This window comes from Streptomyces sp. NPDC049585, from assembly GCF_040675615.1.
GTDB classification, from domain to species: domain Bacteria; phylum Actinomycetota; class Actinomycetes; order Streptomycetales; family Streptomycetaceae; genus Streptomyces; species Streptomyces luteosporeus.
Map to the genome: position 1 here is coordinate 1 of NZ_JBFAPE010000015.1, position 18885 is coordinate 18885.

23 protein-coding genes are annotated in these 18885 nt (G+C 70.7%); 1 reads left to right on the forward strand and 22 read right to left on the reverse strand.

All coding sequences use genetic code 11. From position 1 onward, the window contains the following. Positions 1 to 97 precede the first annotated feature (97 nt). The 9 genes from AB0K17_RS17210 to AB0K17_RS17250 all read right to left on the reverse strand — a co-directional run bounded on the left by AB0K17_RS17210 (position 98) and on the right by AB0K17_RS17250 (position 8121). Positions 98 to 223 carry a hypothetical protein gene (locus tag AB0K17_RS17210; RefSeq protein WP_365983401.1) on the reverse strand — a complete coding sequence of 42 codons (126 nt, stop codon included), beginning with the start codon at positions 221 to 223 and terminating at the stop codon, positions 98 to 100. Between the two features lie 20 nt (positions 224 to 243). Further along, positions 244 to 1257, reverse strand: coding sequence for a hypothetical protein (locus tag AB0K17_RS17215; RefSeq protein ID WP_365983402.1), 1014 nt, complete (start codon positions 1255 to 1257; stop codon positions 244 to 246). Positions 1258 to 1457: 200 nt separating this feature from the next. Further along, entirely contained in the window at positions 1458 to 1646 is a 189-nt protein-coding gene (locus AB0K17_RS17220) for a hypothetical protein (RefSeq protein WP_365983403.1), read from the reverse strand. Positions 1647 to 2007: 361 nt separating this feature from the next. Continuing rightward, complete coding sequence (locus AB0K17_RS17225; protein WP_365983404.1) at positions 2008 to 2433, reverse strand: endonuclease VII domain-containing protein; 426 nt, start codon at positions 2431 to 2433, stop codon at positions 2008 to 2010. A 14-nt stretch (positions 2434 to 2447) separates the two neighbouring features. Further along, positions 2448 to 4304 carry a DNA polymerase gene (locus tag AB0K17_RS17230; protein ID WP_365983405.1) on the reverse strand — a complete coding sequence of 619 codons (1857 nt, stop codon included), beginning with the start codon at positions 4302 to 4304 and terminating at the stop codon, positions 2448 to 2450. An 11-nt stretch (positions 4305 to 4315) separates the two neighbouring features. Further along, the gene (locus tag AB0K17_RS17235) at positions 4316 to 6700 is read right to left on the reverse strand and encodes a phage/plasmid primase, P4 family (RefSeq protein ID WP_365983406.1); all 2385 of its coding nucleotides are present in this window, start codon (positions 6698 to 6700) and stop codon (positions 4316 to 4318) included. Positions 6701 to 6715: 15 nt separating this feature from the next. After that, the gene (locus AB0K17_RS17240) at positions 6716 to 7066 is read right to left on the reverse strand and encodes a hypothetical protein (protein ID WP_365983407.1); all 351 of its coding nucleotides are present in this window, start codon (positions 7064 to 7066) and stop codon (positions 6716 to 6718) included. Positions 7067 to 7074: 8 nt separating this feature from the next. Next, positions 7075 to 7344, reverse strand: coding sequence for a hypothetical protein (locus tag AB0K17_RS17245; protein WP_365983408.1), 270 nt, complete (start codon positions 7342 to 7344; stop codon positions 7075 to 7077). Between the two features lie 87 nt (positions 7345 to 7431). Beyond that, positions 7432 to 8121 (reverse strand): hypothetical protein, encoded by a 690-nt coding sequence (locus AB0K17_RS17250; RefSeq protein ID WP_365983409.1) that lies wholly within the window; start codon positions 8119 to 8121, stop codon positions 7432 to 7434. 456 nt (positions 8122 to 8577) lie between these two features. Here AB0K17_RS17250 and AB0K17_RS17255 point away from each other — a divergent pair, with 456 nt between their 5' ends. Continuing rightward, positions 8578 to 9600, forward strand: coding sequence for a hypothetical protein (locus AB0K17_RS17255; RefSeq protein WP_365983410.1), 1023 nt, complete (start codon positions 8578 to 8580; stop codon positions 9598 to 9600). Between the two features lie 116 nt (positions 9601 to 9716). Here AB0K17_RS17255 and AB0K17_RS17260 read toward each other — a convergent pair whose 3' ends face one another. The 13 genes from AB0K17_RS17260 to AB0K17_RS17320 form a co-directional block, all read right to left on the reverse strand. Further along, entirely contained in the window at positions 9717 to 10415 is a 699-nt protein-coding gene (locus AB0K17_RS17260) for a hypothetical protein (RefSeq protein WP_365983411.1), read from the reverse strand. 396 nt (positions 10416 to 10811) lie between these two features. Next, complete coding sequence (locus tag AB0K17_RS17265) at positions 10812 to 11000, reverse strand: hypothetical protein (RefSeq protein WP_365983412.1); 189 nt, start codon at positions 10998 to 11000, stop codon at positions 10812 to 10814. Beyond that, positions 10985 to 11572, reverse strand: a complete 588-nt coding sequence (locus AB0K17_RS17270) for a hypothetical protein (protein ID WP_365983413.1) — start codon at positions 11570 to 11572, stop codon at positions 10985 to 10987. The genes AB0K17_RS17265 and AB0K17_RS17270 overlap by 16 nt, the downstream gene beginning before the upstream one ends. A 51-nt stretch (positions 11573 to 11623) precedes the next feature. Continuing rightward, positions 11624 to 11935 (reverse strand): hypothetical protein, encoded by a 312-nt coding sequence (locus AB0K17_RS17275; RefSeq protein WP_365983414.1) that lies wholly within the window; start codon positions 11933 to 11935, stop codon positions 11624 to 11626. A gap of 2 nt (positions 11936 to 11937) precedes the next feature. Beyond that, positions 11938 to 12180 (reverse strand): hypothetical protein, encoded by a 243-nt coding sequence (locus AB0K17_RS17280; protein WP_365983415.1) that lies wholly within the window; start codon positions 12178 to 12180, stop codon positions 11938 to 11940. Then, entirely contained in the window at positions 12177 to 13277 is a 1101-nt protein-coding gene (locus tag AB0K17_RS17285) for a peptidoglycan-binding protein (protein WP_365983416.1), read from the reverse strand. The genes AB0K17_RS17280 and AB0K17_RS17285 overlap by 4 nt, the downstream gene beginning before the upstream one ends. Before the next feature lie 187 nt (positions 13278 to 13464). Continuing rightward, on the reverse strand, positions 13465 to 14049 hold the full coding sequence (locus AB0K17_RS17290; RefSeq protein ID WP_365983417.1) for a hypothetical protein: 585 nt from the start codon (positions 14047 to 14049) through the stop codon (positions 13465 to 13467). Then, positions 14024 to 15202, reverse strand: a complete 1179-nt coding sequence (locus AB0K17_RS17295; protein ID WP_365983418.1) for a hypothetical protein — start codon at positions 15200 to 15202, stop codon at positions 14024 to 14026. The genes AB0K17_RS17290 and AB0K17_RS17295 overlap by 26 nt, the downstream gene beginning before the upstream one ends. A 67-nt stretch (positions 15203 to 15269) precedes the next feature. Continuing rightward, entirely contained in the window at positions 15270 to 15785 is a 516-nt protein-coding gene (locus AB0K17_RS17300) for a hypothetical protein (RefSeq protein WP_365983419.1), read from the reverse strand. Next, positions 15785 to 16204: a hypothetical protein gene (locus AB0K17_RS17305; RefSeq protein WP_365983420.1), complete on the reverse strand. Its 420-nt coding sequence runs from the start codon at positions 16202 to 16204 to the stop codon at positions 15785 to 15787. The genes AB0K17_RS17300 and AB0K17_RS17305 overlap by 1 nt, the downstream gene beginning before the upstream one ends. A gap of 89 nt (positions 16205 to 16293) precedes the next feature. Further along, a complete protein-coding gene (locus AB0K17_RS17310; protein ID WP_365983421.1) occupies positions 16294 to 16872 on the reverse strand; it encodes a hypothetical protein in 579 nt (192 codons plus the stop codon). Beyond that, positions 16865 to 17923: a hypothetical protein gene (locus AB0K17_RS17315; protein WP_365983422.1), complete on the reverse strand. Its 1059-nt coding sequence runs from the start codon at positions 17921 to 17923 to the stop codon at positions 16865 to 16867. The genes AB0K17_RS17310 and AB0K17_RS17315 overlap by 8 nt, the downstream gene beginning before the upstream one ends. Continuing rightward, a complete protein-coding gene (locus AB0K17_RS17320; protein ID WP_365983423.1) occupies positions 17920 to 18882 on the reverse strand; it encodes a hypothetical protein in 963 nt (320 codons plus the stop codon). The genes AB0K17_RS17315 and AB0K17_RS17320 overlap by 4 nt, the downstream gene beginning before the upstream one ends. Between the last annotated feature and the right edge of the window lie 3 nt (positions 18883 to 18885).

An 18885-nucleotide genomic window follows, 5' to 3' on the forward strand; every position in this document is an offset into this window, starting at 1 on the left:
CGGTCCGGGAGTAACGGCTCGATCCGCGCCCACTGCGTGTCAGTCAACGGCACACCCGGACCAACGACCGGCTGATCCAAACGAAACTGCCTAGGGCCTACTGCTCGAAGTCGGAGGTTGAGTCGCACCAGACCCAGGAGTCGTCCCACGTGGTCCAGTCCTGGCCGTCCAGGACCGACGCGCCGGCCAGCGCGGCGTCCTCGGGGGTGGCGTAGTAGCTCACCTGGTGATCGCTTTCGTTGGTCAGATGTGGCCTACTTCCCGGGCCTTGCGCAGCTTGGTGCGGGCCCGCTTGAGGGTCACGTTCACGGTGTTGTGGGTCTTGCCGAGCATCTGGGCGGTGGCGTGCAGGTCGGGGGCGCCCTTGGCGGTGGCCTCGTTGTAGATGTAGGCGGTGCCGTAGGCGACGGAGACGACTTCCCGTTCGGCGGGGGACAGCAGGTCGGCGACGCGGCCGGCGATCACGTGGCCGACGGCTATGGAACGCTCGCGCAGCTCGCGGTCGGCTGCGTGGTCCACCAGGGCCCCGACCTCGCGCCAGGTGGCACCCCTGCCCTGGGCCGGCGGTTGTCCGGCGTGGATGCGCTCGCGCCGCTTGGCCCCGACCTGCACGCCCTTGCCGGTGGTCGCCACGCCCTTGCAGCGAACGGCGTCGCGCGAGAGGTCGAGCGGGTGGCAGAGGTGATCGGGGAGCTGCCCTTGGTCTTCGGCCCAGCGGTCGCCGCTGGTATACGCGGAGGACGGCGCGGGCAGGGCGGCCACCCCAGCGGCGGTCGCGGAGCTTCCTTCGATCGGTTCGGGCCCTTCGAAGGCGCTGCGGACCAGCGCGGCGAGCTGGGGTGACAGCCTGCGCTCCGGGTCTTCGAGGGTGATGACGATGCGTACGGCCTCGTCGAAGTTGCCACCGCTCTGCCGCAGGGCGGCGGCGAAGGTGGCCCTTGCGACGTCACCGATCCCGGGGACCGTCCAGCGCAGGGCGGCGCGGTGCACGTCGAGCTTCGCCCGCTGGAACGCGTAGGTGGTGAAAGCGGCGGCGTTGTCAGCGTCGACGTCCCAGTCCTGGAGGGCACGCCAGAAGGCCAGCCGCGCCTCCTGCATGAGGTCGTCGCGCATCTGGGTGCCGCCGACTGTGCGGGTTGCCCGGTCGGCGGCGATCTTCACGGCGGCGCCCTCCAGGGCGTCCAGGATGTGCTCGGCTGCAGTGGCGTCGCCGTTCTGGGCGGCGGTGATCTGCTCGGCCGTGATGGTGGTGCGCAAGGGGTGGTGCTCCTTGTTCGGTTCTCCGCCGGGCTTGAGTTCGGGTTAGGTACAAACCCGGAGAAAGCGCCCGGCGAAGGGCCGAAAAAGGGCATGGCAAAGCCCCCGGACGGCGGGTAGGCCGGGCGGGGGCGTGACTGGTTACAAAGGGGCCCCTGTGCCGTGATCAGCGCAGGGGTGCGAGAGAGCGGTCCTGCGTGTTAGCCGCGGGGCGTGGCGAGGGTGAGGAGACGGGCGAAGACGCCGTCTGCGCGGCAGCGCTGTGCGGCCGCGACGCGGGCTGCCCGGAAGAAGGCGCGGTACGACCATGCCCGAGCAAGGTGCAGGGCAGGGAACGCGAGGATCAGCCGCACGATCACGCTCGTGCGCAGGCCGGTGAGCCAGTGCAACGCCAGGCAGCGCAGGCGCTCGATCAGCGTCCGGATGAATATCTCGGGGGCCGCCCTTCGGCCGGCGAGACAGCTCTGGCAGGATGGCGCGGGTCGAATGTTTGAAAACCGCACGGCCCTGCCCTCTCTTGCTAGTTACTCATCGGTGTGCAATTCGCACCGCAGTACTTAAACACGGGCTAAACGCCGATTGGCCGTGCCGTGACCCAAATCCTCCGCCGGCACGAGACTGGGGCGGGCACCCCCTCCATTCGGTGGGCGAGGGCATGATCGTCGTAATGTCGGCGTGACCTGGACGAGACGGTCCGTGACCTGATCTCGGGTGGAATCCGCCCCCGTCCTGCCCGTCCGGACGCCCGGGTCAGCCCAGCACCTGGGCCCGCAGGTCTGCGGTGCGGGAGAGATAGGCGGCGGCTCGTTCCAGGACGGCCGGGTCGTCGGCGAGGAGGCCGAGCGCGGCGTTGCACGTGGAGTGCAGGAGGCCGCGGGGCAGGCCGGAGACGTGGTCGTGGTCGACAACGAGCCGGCCGCCGGCTGCTGGCCTTTCCCCGCAGACCGGGCAGCGCCAACCCTGGGCGATCCCCATCGCGCGGTAGTCGGCTCCGGTGATGCCGTAGGCCCGCCATAGCCGGCGCTCCCGCTCGCGCGAGGGGTCGTGGTCGCGCTTCCGGCGAGCGGCCGAACACGCCCGGCAGCGGGATGTCCGGCCGTCGCCGCTGCTGCGGTGCCGGGGGAAGCGGGCCAGCGGCAGCAGGTCGCCGCAGTCGCGGCAGGGCTTGACGCTCACCCGTCCCTCCCTTCTCAGTAGTCGCCGCCCTTGAGGCTGCCCCATGATCTTTTGCCGAAGTCCGCGCTCGCGGTGATCGGGACGCCGTACAGGTCGAAGTTCATGGCCTTCTCGATGCCGCGCGCGATCTCCTCGGCGTCCTCGGCCGGCGCGGAGACAAGCACCTCGTCGTGCACCGGCAACCGCAGGTACTCCAGGAGGCCGGCATCCTGCATGTCGCACAGTGCCTGTCCCAAGCAGTCCCGGGCAGCCGACTGGACCTGGTAGTTCACGACGGCGTACGTGCGATCGCGGTCGAGCGGGAGCCGGCGGCCGGTCACCGTCGTGGTGATCATGCCGTTGGCCATGGCCTCGCGCTGCCAGACGTTCGAGGCCCGCTTGATCTCGGGGAAGACGCGGTCGTAGGTGCGCATGGCCGAGCGGACCGCGTCCTCGTCGGCCCCGGTCATGCGGGCGACGCCGGTAGCGCCGCCGCCGAAGATCTTGCCGAAGCCGATGCCCTTGCACAGCGCCCGCAGCCGGCCGTCCGGGTCGGGGGCGTCGCCGTAGACCAGGGAGCGGGTGTAGCTGTGCAGGTCCTCGCCGGCGAGGATGGCGGCCTTCATACGCCGGACGTCCGCCAGCGCCGCCATCACCCGCATCTCGACGGCGTCGAAATCGCAGGAGATCATCAGGTGGCCCTCGTCGGCGAGGATGGCGCGGCGGATCATCACGTCCCGGCCGGGCAGCGTCTGCAACGCCGGCCGGGTGATCGACATCCGGCCCGTGCGCGCGGCCAGGGAGTGGATGAAGGGGTGCACCCGCCCACCGGCGTCCAGCGTGTGCAGGAACGTATCGGCATAGGCCGACTTCCATTTGCCGGCCCTCTTGCTACGGACGACCGCGTCGGCCAAGGGATTCGGCACCCGGGCACCGACGCGTTCCCAGGAGGGGTTGAGGTCGGCCAGGGCCAGCAGGACGGCCTTGTCGACGCGCAGCGCGCCGCCGGCGGTGCGCTCGGTCAGCGTCTCGCCCATGCCGAGAAGGGCGTCGGCCACCTGCTTGGGCGAGTTGATCGACTCGACGCCGTAGCGGCGGGCCTTGTGCTCGAACTCCTCGGCCTGGGCGTGCAGCCGCTCGGACAGGTCCTTGGTGTACTCGACGTCGCACAGCAGGCCCGTGCGCTGCATGTGGGCGCAGATGAAGGCGATGCGGTGTTCGTACTCCAACAGTGCCGGCCGGATGCCGAGCCGGGCGTGGGCCCCGCCCATCGCGTCCAGGAGCCGGGCGGTGAGCAGGACGTCGAGTCCTGCGTACGTTTCGTAGGTTGGGTGGTCCAGCGGGATGCCGGCGAAGCCCGCGGCCTTCGTCAGGCCGAGGGACCGGAAGACGCGGGTTAGGTCCTCTTGGGTGTCGGGGGCGGCCGGGTCGATGTAGTGGGCGGAGAGCTGCTTGAGGCCGGTCCCCACCCCGCCTTCCTGGGCCTGGCGGGGGTCCACGAGGGTGGCCATGATCTTGGTGTCGATGGTGCGCGGGTAGAGCTGCTCCAGCGGCACCGACAGGTACCGGTCCGCCACCAGCCAGTCGAAGGCGGCGTGGTGGATGACCACCTTCGGCAGGTCGAGAAGGGCTCGGCGCGCGGCCTCGGCGAAGAGCCGGCCGCGTTCGACCGGCAGCACCCACGCGGTGCGTTGGTCGCCGAACTGCGCGAGCCGCAGCCGGTAGTCGGTGCTGTAGACGTCCAGGCCGGTGGTCTCGGTGTCGAAGGCGACGGGGCGGCCGGCCGTGATGTGGCCGGCCACCCAGTCCGTGAAGGCCCGCACGTCCCGGGCATCCTCCACCACGTGGATGTCGACCGGCTCACCGGCGATGAGGTACCCGTGCGTGCGCAAGCGTTCTTCCTTTAGTGATCGCCCCCGAAAATGCCGGGGCCCCGCCGGGCGGGTTGTGAAAGGTCCAGCAGGTTGCGGAATCCGCGCGAGCCGTCGGAGCGCTGTCCTTCGGCCACGCCGGGGAAGGTCCGCACGGCGTCGTAGAACTTGTTGCGGCTCATGGGGTGCTTGATCCCGCACTCCTCGACCCAGGTGCGGTATCGCTCCCAGGTGTCCGGCCGGCGCGTGAAGGCGCCCGGCTCGATGGCGAATTCCTCGCCGATGAAGCCGGCCAAAGGGTGGGAGGCGTCCCGGTAGTGCGCGGTGCGCTTCTCCACGACGGGTGGGAAGTCGAGTCCCTGGCCGGCGGCGTGCTTGGCGAACCAGCGCACCGCGCCAGCCACCGCCCACGCGGCGATCCCTTCGCGTTCGCGGCGCAAGGCGGTCGACAGGTGCCGGTCCTCCCGGCCGCGGAAGTCCTGTTCCCACGGAATGACGCGGACGCGCTGCCACAAGGCGGCGTCGGTGGCGTCCACGTCCGGGCAGTAGTTGGTGTCCACCTGCACCAGGCAGGCCGGCCGGAAGGTGATGTCGTGGCGGGCGTAGACGCCGCGCGCGCTGATCGTCTGGTCACCGGTTATGGCCTTCATCAGGGCCTGGTCGAGCTGCATCGCAGCCGGCCACTCCGAACTGATCACCAGCCGCTTCCCGCGCAGGCCCACGATGTCCGCGCGCGGACCGCCCGACTCCCGCCGACGCTGGAACAAGGAGGCGTCCACGCGGTGTGCGGCCGCGCCGAACACGTCCTCGATCGTGCCCGTAAACGTCGTCTTACCGTTGGTCGTGGGACCGACGTGCATCACAAAGCACCGCTCGACCGACAGCCCGGAAAGGCCGTAGCCGACGAGTTCTTGCAGAAAGGCCGGCATGACGTCGTTGTCCGGATGGCATTCGCGCAGGAACCGTTCCCAGCGGGGCGCGGACGCCTCGGGGTCGAAGTCCACGTCCACGAAGAACGTGTTCATGTGCTCCGGCCGGTGCTCGCTCAAAGCGCCCGTGGAAAGGTCGACCATGCCGTTGCGGAAAGCGAGTTGGCGGGGGTTGGCGTCGAACTGGTCGACGCTCGCGTAGACGCCGGGTATGGAGGACAGCATGTCCACCATGCCGCGCACCCGCTGTGCGCTCTGGGAAAGGCTGACCCACTTCGCCAGGGCGTCCGGGTTGGCGTGCCCGGCTTCCTGAGCCATCTCCGCGACGACGGCCCGCACGTCGGCGTACAGGGCTTCCTCGGGCACCTGGGCCCATTTGCGGCCCTGCCATTTGAAAACGCCGGCTCCGGGAATCATGCGGACGTTGCCGCCGAGCTTGCGGTAAAGCCGCTCGGCGTTGCCGAGGTCGGTCAGGGGAAGCGGCCCCGGCCTCTCGTCGCCGGCCGGTGCGCCGGCGGCCGGTGCGGGCTCGGTGGCCTTGACCGGCTGCGCGGCCCGGACGGCCCGGTGCAGCCGGCCGGCGAACTCCACCGGGTCCGTCTCGCGCCACTCGGTCAGGTCCAGGCCGGCCGGGATGCCGTCAAGGCGGCGCACCGGGACGCCGGCGCGCAGCAGTGCGCGCGCCAGGTCGTCGGTGAAGGCGTCGCCGGCCCGGTCGCGGTCGCCGGCCAGGACCACGTCCCGGTCGCGCAGGCCCGCCGCCAGCTCGGCCACCAGCAGCTCGTTGCGGGACAGGCCCGCCCCGCGCACGGCCACCGAGTCGTAGCCGGCCGCTGCGGCGGTCAGAGCGTCCGAGGGCCCCTCAGTGATGATGACGGTCTCGAAGCCGGCCCCGCCCCTGAAGACGCCGTACTTGGCCCAGGTGCCGCCGGCGTTGGCGAGGGAGACCCAGCGAGCCGGGCAGCGGCCGGAGACGTCCCGGCCCTGGGCGCCGCGCGCGACGCCGTCGAAGCCGATCAGAGGGACGACCAGGCGGGGGAAGCGGGCGAAGGTATCGGAGACGAACTCCGGGTACTCCCCGGCCGGCTGCCACTCGCCCAGCTCCAGGGTCTGGGCCTGCTGGGCGGTGAGCCCGAACCGCTCGGCCACGTAGTCGTAGACCGCATCCCCGGCGGCCATCATCCGCTCGTCCAACCACACCCGCAGCGCGGCGACCTGCGCCGGCCCGACCGGCGACGGGCGCTGTGCCGCAACGGTCAGGCCCTCGCCGTCGGCGTCGAAGAGGTCGGAGAACGTCAGGCCGGCCGCCTTCAGCACGTCGGCCGTCTTGCAGGCCGCCCGGCACACCAGGCGCACCTTGCGGTCCTCGCCGCGCCAGATGCGCAGCGAGGGGTGGTGGTCGTCGTGGCCGGCGCACCGGGCCAGATAGCCGCCGTCCGCGTGCTCCGAGACGTCCTCGAAGCGTGCCAGGATCGAACGGAACTCCACTTGCTTTCTCTCTCCTCAGTCGTCGGGGGTATCGACCCCCAGGAGCCGGGCCCGGACCCGGCGGAAGGTGCGTACGTCCATCACGGCGTAGCCGTCGCCCACGCCCTTGCGCGGGCGCTTGATCAGCGCCACCCCGAACGGGATGCCGGCGTTGCGTGCCTCGCGGTTGGCCTGTTCGACGAAGCCGGCGAGGTCGTACGCCTTGACGGCCTTGGCCTCGCCGGTGAATGGGTAGGCGTCCAGGTCGCCGATGTCGTGGACGCCCGTCTGCGCGTTGCGGCGTACCTTGGCGTGCCGGTCGGTCAGTCCCTCGTTGAGGTAGTCGCGCAGGGCCGATTCCCAGGCCGTGCCTTTGGCTTTGTGCATGTTGGCCACTACTGGACGTGCCGCCAGCTCGTGCCGTCCACGATGTGGCGGGTGGCCCGCTCGGAGATGCCGAAGGCGTGGCCAAGAGTGGCCAGGTGCGCGCCGGCCGCAGCGGCGGACCGGATCGCGCGGACCTTGTCCTCGTTCAGCTTGGCCGAGCTGTTGCCCGTGCCGGAGGACGGGTGAAGGTCGGGCACGAGGGTGTCCTGGCGGAACGGCCATCGCATGATCTCCTCGGCGCTCAGCGGGCGGCGGCCGTGGAGGATGGTGCTGGTCAACCTGTCGATCTCCATGGGTTGTAGGTGGTCGCGGGCCCGCCGCGGTGATCCCTCGGCCCGGCAGGCCCGCAGGGTCACGTCCGGGTGCTAGAACGGGGCCTCGGCCGGCTGCGCGGCCTTGTGGACGTCGATGACGGGCTTGCGGTACCGGACGTCGATGCCGCTCTTGGTCTGGAACTCCACGAGCTCCAGGCGCAGCGTGCACAGCGCGGGGCCGCCGACGGCTTCCAGCTTGTTCTCGACTTCGTGCAGGACCTTGACCAGCTCCCAGGAGCCGGACACGAAACGGAAGCGGCCGAGATCGGGGTGGTCGGCGAGGGAGAACGTCACCTCGACGGAGGGGGCTGGGCCCCGGCCGGTCTTGGCCGCGGCCTTGCGGTCGGCCAGCAGGGCAGGGCAGCCGCACGGGGTGCCCTTGTCCTCCTCGGGGCTCAGGAACTCCACCCCGTCGCACTCGTGGATGGGGCCCTGCCGGCCCCACAGCACCATGCGGGAGCGGATGGCGTGCGGTCCGTCGATGACGACCTTCACGGCGTCCGCTTCGGTGAGGACTTCCAGCCGGTCCTCGGCCGAGGTCTCCCACTCCTCCGGCCGGCCGCCGTACGCCTTGGCCACCGCGCCGGCGACCTCGGGGTCGCCGGTGGTCACGCGCCAGGCGCTCAGCGACTCCGGGCGGTTGCCCGCCATCCGGCCCGACCGGAACCGCCCCACCGTGTCGCTGCTGAATCGCGGCTTCGGTCGGCTCTCGGGGTCGGTCTCGAAAATGCGCAGGCTCAAGTAATTCTCCGTGCTCTGTGTTGCGTTGGTGAACTAGCGAAGAAGGAGCAAGCAGCGGCTCAGCCGGACCGGCGTGCCCTTCTGTCGGAGGGCTTGAGTTCAGGCGGGGTACAGCCCTGCTTCGCTGAACGGCGGATCTCACCCTCAGCCGATGGGCGCGGGTGCCACCCATCGCACCTGCCACGTACATCGCGGCAGGCAGATGGGACCGGCGTGCGCGCCCCGGTGTGCAGGCGCACAGAGACGGTTCTCCTGGCGGAGTACCGGGACGGTACCGCTCCGCATGGCTACCGTCATATTCACGTGATATCGCGCTATTCGAGCGCATACACGCACCCGGAAAGGATGTGGTCGCCGGTGTCGGGGTCACCCATCACTGCCGATGAACGCCTGGAACGACTGAGCGCCACCTTGTCCGGAACGCGAGTCCAGTCCCGTGCGGACCACAGGCTGCGGATGAACCGTCCGGGGAACATCCTGGTCGGGGTGCTGCTGCACGCCGCCGCCCGCCTCGGCGAGGGCCTGCCCCTCACCGACCTCGAACAGCGCCTGATCGACCGCGTGAGCAAGCTCCTGCCCGCGGAGGAACTGCCCGGCTTCGGGAAGGTCTACCGCGAAGCCTGCGCCGGCGGCCCCATCGCCATGCTCCCCGAGGCAATCACCAGCCTGCCCGTGGAGAAGGGCTACAGCCGCGCCGACCTGGACGCCGCTCTGCCCGCGCTTACCCAGGAGATCAACGCCCAGCCCAACGTCCGCATCGTCGACGTCAGCCAGCTCGCCAAGGACGGCCCCGTCGACACCGAGGAGTACACCGCGGCCATGGCCGAGTACGGCCGCGGCATCACCATCCTCACCGCGCCGCCACAGGCCGCGGACCCTCAGGGCCTGCTCAACGTGCGGCTGCGGATGATGAAGTTCCACTGTGTGAGGGAGTCCGGGGAGTGGACCCGGGACGAGATCTACTGGGCGGTGGCGGCGGGCAGCGACACCACCGCGAAGAAGTCCTTCACGACCCGCGAGTACGGGGCCATCTCCACCGGAGACTGGCACACCTTCGACTACGACTACAACGCCAACCAGACGTACGTGTTCGTCGGAACCGTCGACCAGTATCTGACGACCGAGTTCCAGTGCTGGGAAGGCGACGACAGCGGCCCCGGCTTCTACAGCGACCTGCGCGGCGCGCTGAAGGACTTCGCCGAGTGGGCCGCCGACACCTCCGGCAACCTCAACGAAGCCGGCGACAACGAGGCGCAGAAGTCCGCCGGCTGGGCCGCCTGGCTCGCCATCGGCGCGGGCCTGCTCAACGCCATCCTGGGATGGATCACCAACGACGACGACCTGGTGCACGAGCGGTCCATCGGCTTCACCCGCGCCGCTCTGATCCGCCTGCGCGACATCGGAGGGGGCTACTACAACTTCGACGGTGGCGGTGGCGGCCACCACCGCCTCTACCTCGCCACCAACAACCTCACCTGAGCCACTGGCGAGAGGCCGGGGCCCCACAAGCTGGCCAGGGCTCGCTCAGCCCGCAGATCCCCTCGCTGTTCCAGGGGATCCGCGGGCTGGCGCGGATTCAGCGACGGGATCGAAGGTCACCGTGCCGCCCGGCGCTGGGTGCCGGTGACCAGGGTGGAGCGGCCGGACATCACCGGCTTGCCGATGACCACCTTCGAGCGCTCCCGCTCCCAGTCGAAGGTCTCGCGCAGGGCGAGGAAGTGGCCGAAGACCTCGTCGGAGATCTCCACCGGCTTGAGCGCCCACTGGTCGGCGGTCACGTGCAGGACCGCGCCGGCCTCGCACCGGGGCATCGGATGCTTGAGCCCGTCGGCGTCGATGATGTGGTCCGCCCGAGCGTAGGCCGTGAGCTGAAGGGACACATCCGCGTAGGTGTCCTTGGAGGTCTTGTAGTCCAACATCACCGTCTCGCCGTCGATGCGGCAGATGGCGTCGAAGGAGCCGGCGTAGACGTGCCGGTCGCTCCAGGCGACGTCTTCCATCCGCAGGAACTCCGGCTGCGCCCGGTTCAGGAACTCGCAGAAGTGCGCCCGGTACGGTTCGAGATCGGGGTGGACGCGGCGGACGGTCTCCCCCCGCGCCAGGCGCTCGAAGAGGTCGTGGGCGTCGGAGCCGAGGGCGGCGCGCTGCTGGGTGTACCTCCTCGCCGCGCCCTTGAGGTAGTCGACCGCCCCGTCCGCGTCGTTCAGCGCCAGGCCCACCACGGAGCCGAGGTTCTGCACCGCGCACTCGGCCGTCATCTTCGCCCGCCAGAAGGCCAGGAACGGCTTGGGCAAGCACGAGATGATGGAAGTGACTCCGGGGACCTTGATGCCGCTCTCGGGCTCCACATAGAACCGTGATCCGCCTCGCATGATCGTGTTCGCGCCTGCCATCGCACCCTCTCCGCAGCCCCGCCGGCGGCGGGGGTCGTCTCTTGCGGAGGGCTTGAGTTCGGGCGGGGTACAACACCGGCAGCGGCAGCAGAAGAACCGCTGTGCGTACCTTCTTTTTCTATATGCGGGTAGGGAAAGAAGGTACGCACAGCATCTGTTTCGCTGCGCGATGGCATCCGTGCCGCCTGTTCGTCACTGCCGGTATATGGGCGACCCGTCCTGGTCACGGGCGCTGAACGCACAAAGGCCCCCGCCGCCGGCTCGGGTGGCCGGCCACGGGGGCCAGAGAGTTGGACGTCAGCGCGCCCGGTTGATGGACGGCACGCCGTCGCGGTAGCCGGGCACCTCGGCACGCACGCGGGCGTCCGCCGCCCACTGCTCGCGCAGCTCGCGCGGCGTGACCGTCGCCCGCGGGCTCTCGTCCACGGTGTTCAGCACGTTTTCGGCGGGCACGGCCCGCAGGAGCTTGATCAGCAAGTGTCGCATCGGCTTTTCCTGGTCTGTTCGATGGCCGCGTCCACCTGGTGGTGCAGCGCGGCGAGTGTTCCGTTGTTGTTGATCAGCAGCTCTCCGTGGTTCAGGGACAGCCGCTCGGACTCGTGCGCCACGTCTGCGGCCCCGGGCCGGTCGACGGACCACAGGATGAAACCGTGGTCGGCCAGGGCGCGGGCCTCGTTCTCGAAGCGGACGTCCGGCACGACGACGGGACGGATGTCCCCCACCCGGTACGCGGTGCCGGCCTCTTGGAGGAGCACGTCGACCCAGTGGTTGGCATTGATGTGTTGGCGTACGCCTTCGGTGCCGAGACGTTGCAGGAAGCGCCGGGCCTCGGGGTAGCGCTCCTTGACCGTCTCCCAGCCCAGCCGGCGCACCGCCTCGGCCAGGCGCAGGGCGCTGCCGTCTCGCAGTACCGGGGCGATCACGGGGTCTATCCCGAGGGCCATGTCCTTGAGCGGGTCAGCCAGAGCTAGGCGCCGGAAACCGTGTGCGGCGACGAGCCGGGCGGCCACGGTGTCCTTGCCGCTGCGGGCTCGCCCGATGATCCCGATACCTCGCACCCTTCCCCTTCCCTCGACCGTCGCGAGGGTTGAGTTCGGGAGGGGTACAGCTCAGCCGAGTCGGCCGCGCCCTTCGGCCTTCTTCGACACGGCAGGCAAGAGCGCGGTCGGCTCCTCGGCGGGGCGGGCTGCCTGGGCCAGGATGGCCTCGGCTTCCTCGCGGAGCACCGCGCGGTGGTTGGGGGTGACGCGGGCCCGCGCTCCGTGGCCGAGGAACAGCGTCACGGCGGCCACCACGGCACCGACCATGGGTTCGGTGTGCTCGATGCCGGCGAGGGCGGGAACCCACGCTCCCAGCAGGGAGAGGGCGGCCACGACGATGGCGCGCACCATCACGGGGTTGTCTCGGATGTCGTCTCTCATGATCATGTCTTTCCGGTCACGCGGATGGCCTCGGCGACGACCGCGCCGAGGGCGGAGACGCCGGCCAGGGGCGCGGCGTAGCGCCACCGTTCGATGGCCCGTAGCCGTGTCTCGTGGTCGGCGAGTTCGGCGGCCGTGGTGGTCTGGGTCTGGGTCAGGCCGCGGACGTCGTCGCGCAGGCCCACGATCTGGTCGTAGATCTCGCGGGCGGAGATGCTGACGCCGAGGGAGTCGCGTTCGCTCATGCCGCCGTCACCAACTCGGGCACGACGTGCGCCTCCTCGGCGCGAGCGGCGTCCTTCTTCGAGGTCGGCTTGACCGGGCGGAAGGTGATCGAGCCGTCCGCGTTCTTCTCCAGCGTCCACAGCCCCTCGCCCAGCGGATCGGCCGGCGCGGGCTTGGCCTTCTCCGGCGGAGCGGCCGTCTTGGCGGGCGTCGGCTGCGCCGGCTTGGGCGTGGCAGGCTCCTCGGGTCGCGCCGGCTTCGCCTTCGCCGGGGCGGGGGTCAGGAGCTTGCGCAAGGAGGCGGGCCCGGGGATGCCGTCGGCATCCGGGCCGGTGAAGCCGAGAGAGCGCTGGAAGTCGGCGTAGTTGAGCCGGTCGGCCTGCGACCAGCGGGGGCCGGGGCCTTCCGTGTAGTGGCGGCCGAAGCCCTTGTCCACCAGTGCCCTGCCCAGGGCGGTGATGTGCGGCCCGGTCGCCCCGGGGCCGTACTGGCGGCCGTCGATGCTGATCCGGCCGGCCTCCCGCTCCGGCCGGGGAGCGTCCGGAGCGGGCCGGGGCGGGGCGGGTTTGGCGGTGGCCGGAACGGTCAGCTCCTGGCCTTCGGTGATCCGGTCGGGGTGGTCGATGCCCGGGTTCAGGGAGAGCAGGGCGGAGACGGTGGTACCGCACAGGGCGGCGATCACGCTCAAGGTCTGCCCGCGCTTGACGGTCCAGCGGCTGGGGCCGGCCGGGGTGGCGGTGTCGCCGGCGAGGGTGGCGAAGGCGGGGCGTCCGAAGCCGAGGATCATCGAACGGGGACGGGTGCGGTAGTACACACCGTCACCGTTGTTCTGCGAGCCGGCCGCACCGCTGGAGGTGTTGCCCTCCACCGTCTTCACGCTCACGCCCGGCTCGGCGTCGGCAAGGACGATGCCGACGTGATAGGCGACGCCGTCACCGGTGTGGAAGAAGACCAGGTCGCCGGCCCTGGCCGGGGCCTGCGACCCGTGCCACTGGCCGCGGCTCTTGAAGAAGTCGACGTGGGAGGGGCAGTAGGCGAACTTCCCGACCGCCGCCGCGTTGCCGGTCCGTTCGGCGCAGTATGAGACGAACATGTCGCACCAGGGCTGCCAGTTCATCGGGTACCAGCGGCCGAAGGCGGTGTCGTTGTTGCGGCCTTCCTTGTACTTCTGGTCGGCCCACTTCCTCGCCTCGGCGAGGAAGGCGTTACGGGAACCCAGTGCGGGCTCCTCCTTTCGAGCATGCGAAAGGCCCGCCCGGATTCCGCCCGGACGGGCCTTCGGTAAGCAGGGGAATCGGCCGCTGCTAGATGAACCGGGGCGCCTTGTCGACCTGCGCCAGCTCCTCGTCGCTCAGGTCGTCCTCGCCCAGGGCTGTGACGGCCGGCACCCAGAACGAGGCGCTGGAGGTGTCGGTGGCGGGGGTGTTGCCGCGCAGGAAGAAACGGTCCGCGCCGTCGCCCTCGGACCAGCCGGTGCGGCCGGGCCAGCGCCAGAACCACCGCAGGGTGCGGTACTTGATCGTGCCCATGCCGGGGACGTCGTAGGACTGCATGTCTCCGGGGCGGACGACGGCGCAGGCGTATCCGCCGGTGTTGTGGGTGGTCTTGCCGGTGTTCGTCTTCAGCTCGACCTGCCAGTCCTGGGCGGAGAACAGGCGCGCTTCCACTCTTAGGATGGGCTTGTTCATGCCGGAGATCGGGACTTCGGCGAGGTCCACCCAGCCGGGGCCCTGGAAGCGGTGCGCCGAGCCGGGGTAGACGGCGACCGACTGGAACCGGTCGGTGCGTCCGCCGCGCGGGGGTGTGCGTTCCAGGTCGCGCAGCCGGCGTTGGAGGTCGGCGAGCTGGTCGACCAGGCTCGGCTCACGGACCAGTGAAGCTCTGCGCATCAAACAGTTCCTCTTGGCACAGGGACAGCTCGCACCGGTCCGAGCCGTCTGCGTTGACCGCGACGCGTACTTCGGTGAGCACGTACGAGCTGTCGATGCGCATGAATTCGTTGGCTGAGACGAGACGGAGTTTCTGGCCCATATTCGGGTCGAAATGGTGGGGGGTGTAGACGTCGGGATAGGTCACCACGCGCGGGGTGACGATACCTGTGGCCCCGAAGTGCAGGGCGGTGTCCCCATGGAGATCGAGGGTGCTCTGGTGCTTGATCGATCCCATGACGTTGACGACGTCGCGCTGCGGGAAGAGCCGGCGCAGCTGTGAGTTGTCGCGGCGGGACCAGACGCCGGCGGTCTTGTCGCTGCCGCTCGCGCCGATGGTGTAGGCGGTCGTCGCGATGTTCTCGCCGTTGAGGAACAGCTCCTGCACCTCGCACGTGGTGCCGTCCACCAGGTCCGGCAGCGGCGTGCCGGCCGGGTCGGCGGCGGTGCGGGGGGTGCGGTCGACGGTGTTGCGGATGTCGTGACGCAGCTCGGTGCCGTCGTGGGCCCGCCACGCCGCGCTGCGGAAGAAGAACCCGCCGATGTTGTCGGCGAGGTCCTGCATCACGTCCAGGGAGGGCTTGAACTCGTTCTCCAGGAACGACAGCTCGCGCTTTTGGGGCATTGCGGTGATGGCCGCGGTGCTGGTCTGGATGCCCCACTCGGCGCGCAGGGCCATGCGCTTGAGGATGTCGGACTGGAGGTCGCCGCCGGCCTTGGTGGACCATCCGCCGTAGGCGTGGTTGGTCTCGTAGTACGACAGGAAGTCGCGGGCGGCCAGCTCCAGCGTGCGCTCCTCCAGGTCCACGCGCAGGTTCCACACGATGCCGCCCCAGACCATGAAGCCGTCGCGGACGATGCCCAGGACGGTGCGGAACGGCTGGATCGCCGGGTACCGCAGGCGGTCGTCGTCCAGGGCGGCCAGCGGGATGGTCACGGTGGCCTCGGACGGCTTGTCCATGGTGCGTCGCCACCCGACGCTGACGAAGCGGGGCGAGGCCCGGTAGGCGGCGCGCCAGCCCCTCTGGCGGAAGCTGTCGGGGTGCCATCCGGTGCTGCCCGTGCCGCGCGTGAGGTCGAGCGCGGGGTCCCCGTCGGGGACGAATTCGTACAACCGGGCTTCGTAGCCCGATTCGGTGACCGCCAGGGCGGCCCCCTTTCGTGCGGGTGTGCGGGTGGGGTCAGCGCTTCGGATAGGCGACGGCGTGCAGGTAGGTGACCTGGTAGCCGGTGCGCAAGGTGGCCCGGGTCTTGTCTCCCGCGTGCAGGCCGGCCAGGGCACGGACTACGACGGGTGCGCCGGCGGGGGCCTCGAACTGGGTCGCTACGTCGGCCCCGCATCCCTTGGGGGACCGCTCGGGTCGGGAGGGGGCGCGGAAGACGGTGGCCAGCTTGGTCTCCGCCGCCGCGCCGAGCTGGACGCGGATCTCGACGTCCGCCGAGGCCGGAGGCTGGTCGGGGAAGTCGCCCCACCACGAGGCGGTGAGTTCGATCTGGCGGGCGTACGGCGTGGGCTCGAACCGGACCTCGCCGAAAACGGTCCAGCGCAGATGACCGGTGACGGTCAGGCCGGGCTCGGCGAAGTCGCTGCGGAACTGCGCTCCGGGCGTGCCGACCGGCACCCAGGTGGCGGCCACGGTCCGCGCGTACTCGGTACCGGTGGCGGTGTCCAGGTAGAGGGTTCCCGGGGTGGTCATCAGTTCTCCCTCGGGTGGAGCGCGACGCGCAGGTAGGTGTCGTGCGGCCGGTCCGGGCTGATCTTCAGGCGCATGCCGGTGGTGTCCTGTCCGGCCTCGGAGCGGAAGGTGAAGTCCATCGCGTACGTGACGGTGGTGCCGGCCGGGACGGGGTGCATGGTGACGGTGTCGGTGCCGCCGGCACTGGTCCAGGCGGGGGCGCGGAACATCACGGCCAGCTCGTTGCCGCTGCCCTCGCGCACGCGCAGCGAGACCGACTCGGGGGTGTCGCCGGAGAACGCGGCCCAGGCCATGGCCTTGATGACCGCCACCCGGTCGTAGGCGGCCGGCGCGATGGTCACGGAGGTAAGCGGCGTCCACCGGCCCTCGTCCGCACCGGTGAGCGTGACGGCGTCAGGGAACGCCTGCGCGTAGGTCATGCCCCGGCCGGCGCGCCGCCAGGTGCCCGTCCGGTCGGCCCAGTACCGGTCGCCGGTACGGGCGTCGGTGTACCGGGTTCCTGGTGTGGCTATGTCGTGCTCCCTTGGTCGGGGTAGGCGGTGGCCCGCAGGAAGGTGCCCGGTTCGGCGTCCTCCGCCTTCACGGTGCACACGCCGGTGCTGCGGGGCTCGATGCCGTTGCAGTGCCCGACCAGGCGGTAGGTCGCCGACGCGCCGGCCGGTAGCCGGTCGTAGGTCGAGACGTCCGCTCCCCCGCCGTCCGGCCAGCACGGTTCGCGGGTGGCCTCGCCGACCCGGCCGGTCAGGACCTGGCCGTCGGCGAGGCGGACGTCCCGCGTGATCGTCGTGGTGGTGCTGTTGACCCGCGTGGTCCTGCCGGCTCCCTCGGAGTGCCAGGCGACGGCGGCGTCCACCGACACGATCCGCGGGTAGGGCGCGGCCGGGATGACGAGCGCGCCCAGCTCGACCTCCGGGGAGGCGTTGCCGGCGTACCCCATCCGGAAGGCGTAGCGGTTGTTGTCGATCCGGGCCTGCGCGCTGAACAGGCGGCGCTCCGCCGGCTGCCAGGTGCCGTCGCGCAACGCGGTGTAGAGGGTGCCGGCACGGGTGTCGACGTAGGTGGTGCCGGGGGTGATCGGGTCAGGCATTGCCGGTGCTCCCGGTGGTGGCCGGCGCGGCGGTGTACCCCGGGGGCGGGCCGTCGCCGGCCATGACGAGATCGGCGGAGCCGACCTTGAACGTCTTGCCGGCGTTCCCGGACTCGGCGACCCACAGGGCCCCGTCCTTGGCGTACAGGACCGCGCCGTCCTGCGGGCGGTCGGGGGCGGCGGCGCAGGAGCCGAGGGCGATGGTGCCGGCCGGGGTGACCTTGAACCGCTCGGTGGTGATGTTCTGCTTGACCACCAGGTCGCCGCCGACCGTCGCTCCGGTGTTGGCCTCGACCGTGCCGGTCTCGCCCTTGGCGCCCTTGAGGTTGCCCAGGAATGCCCAGTCGCCGCCGTTCTTGTTGAACAGGCCCATGGTCGTGGTGTTGATCCACTGGTCACCGTTCAGGCCCTCGGCCTTGGCCGGGTCCACCGTGGCGGCGTGGAACTTGTTGCCGTCGCGGTGCCACCCCTCCTCGGTGCGCACGAAGCGGTTGCCGGAGGAGAAGTTGGTGTACTGGGTGCCGAGGCGGAAGCGCGCCAGCTCGGCCGGCGCGGGGTCCTCGCCGCGCGCCGGCCCGGTGCGGGTGACCAGGTATTGCCCCCAGCCGTAGGCATAGCGCTGGTCGTAGTCCGGGGGCAGGTTGAGGGTGCCGTCCGGGTAGCGGGCGAACTTCGCGACGACCAGGTGCCGCCCCTCATCCGTGGCCGGCGGGTCGGGTACGACCTGGGGCACCAGGGCGTTTCGCCAGTCGCCCCGGGCGATGTCCTCGACGTACAGCACCACGTAGCCGGACTGCACGGACGCCGGCACCGGCACTTGCAGGGCGGTGTCGGACTCCACCCAGTACACGCCGCCGGCCTCGTCGCCGTCCTTGATCCAGGCCCGGCCCGGGGCGAGCGCGATGTAGCCCGGCCCGTGGAGGGCGGACAGGGACGGCTCGAAGCTCTCGCGGCTGTCGAAGCCGGCCACGAAGTCCTGCACGGAGCCGAACATGCGGCGGAAGGTCTGTGCCGGGTAGTCGGCCTCTTCCTGAAACGCGACTGTGATCACACGAACCTCCCGGGCTGCCACTCGACGAAGCCGCTGGCGGCCCCGTCGTAACTCGTCTTGCTCTGCTCGATGGAGACCTCCACCGTTCGGCCGGCCTCCGCCCGCCCCCACTGGGTGAGGGTCGGCTCGACGACCGTTCCCGCGCCTGCCCCGTCCGCGTAGTGGGTGAGCGCCGGAGGGCCGGTGACGGGGACGTCGATCACCAGGCGTTCACCGGCGGTCAGGCGGAACGGCGTGCCGTCGGGCCACCGCTCGACGCCCATGCGCCCCACGACTTGGCCGGCCTCCCGGAACACCAGGGCCGGCCCTTCGACAGGCCCGCGGATCTCCGCCCGCAGGGCGGCGGTGTCCATGGACCCGTTCGTGAGCATCGCGGTGCGGGGCGGGCCCCAGCCGCCGTCACGCGGGATGCGCAACGGCATCCGCAGCGCACCGCGCCGGCCGAAGCGGTAGCCGCCGCGTTTGAAGTCGGTGGAGGCGGCCAGTTCCTTGCGGATCGGGCGCACGGCCCGAATCCACGGCTCGGTGCATTCGAGCTGCACGTCCACCAGGGGGTGGAACTGGCCGTACGTCTCGTCGATGCTCGTCTCCCGTTTGCGGACGCGGCCGGCGACCTGTGCCCAGGCGCCTTGGGCGACGCCGGGCAGGCAGAAGGAGAACGGCTGCTCGTTGCGGGAGTGGGTGAAGGCCGCGGCGACCTCGCCCATGAGGAGATCGAGGTGTTCGCCGTCGTCGGCCATCACCCGGAACGTGATGCTGACGACGCGGCCGCGCATGTAGTCGCGGCCAGGCAGCAGCCCGTCGTAGTTGACCAGCTCCAGGTCATGGGACTTCACGTCCGGCATGGCGGCCAGGCCGTCCACCTTGACCGGCAGCAGCGGCGAGTCCCCGCCCAGGAGCACGCCTCCGTAGCCGAGCGTCCACGGGACTCCCGTGAACGGGATGCGTGCCGACTTCATCGT

What these genes read in the sequence shown, in the direction of transcription:
- AB0K17_RS17240 (WP_365983407.1), bottom strand. Translation starts at nt 7,066, where the DNA reads ATGCACAAAGCCAAAGGCACGGCCTGGGAATCGGCCCTGCGCGACTAC.
- AB0K17_RS17255 (WP_365983410.1), top strand. Translation starts at nt 8,578, where the DNA reads ATGAACCGTCCGGGGAACATCCTGGTCGGGGTGCTGCTGCACGCCGCC.
- AB0K17_RS17265 (WP_365983412.1), bottom strand. Translation starts at nt 11,000, where the DNA reads ATGCGACACTTGCTGATCAAGCTCCTGCGGGCCGTGCCCGCCGAAAAC.
- AB0K17_RS17275 (WP_365983414.1), bottom strand. Translation starts at nt 11,935, where the DNA reads ATGAGAGACGACATCCGAGACAACCCCGTGATGGTGCGCGCCATCGTC.
- AB0K17_RS17280 (WP_365983415.1), bottom strand. Translation starts at nt 12,180, where the DNA reads ATGAGCGAACGCGACTCCCTCGGCGTCAGCATCTCCGCCCGCGAGATC.
- AB0K17_RS17285 (WP_365983416.1), bottom strand. Translation starts at nt 13,277, where the DNA reads ATGAACTGGCAGCCCTGGTGCGACATGTTCGTCTCATACTGCGCCGAA.
- AB0K17_RS17290 (WP_365983417.1), bottom strand. Translation starts at nt 14,049, where the DNA reads ATGCGCAGAGCTTCACTGGTCCGTGAGCCGAGCCTGGTCGACCAGCTC.
- AB0K17_RS17300 (WP_365983419.1), bottom strand. Translation starts at nt 15,785, where the DNA reads ATGACCACCCCGGGAACCCTCTACCTGGACACCGCCACCGGTACCGAG.
- AB0K17_RS17305 (WP_365983420.1), bottom strand. Translation starts at nt 16,204, where the DNA reads ATGACCTACGCGCAGGCGTTCCCTGACGCCGTCACGCTCACCGGTGCG.
- AB0K17_RS17310 (WP_365983421.1), bottom strand. Translation starts at nt 16,872, where the DNA reads ATGCCTGACCCGATCACCCCCGGCACCACCTACGTCGACACCCGTGCC.
- AB0K17_RS17320 (WP_365983423.1), bottom strand. Translation starts at nt 18,882, where the DNA reads ATGAAGTCGGCACGCATCCCGTTCACGGGAGTCCCGTGGACGCTCGGC.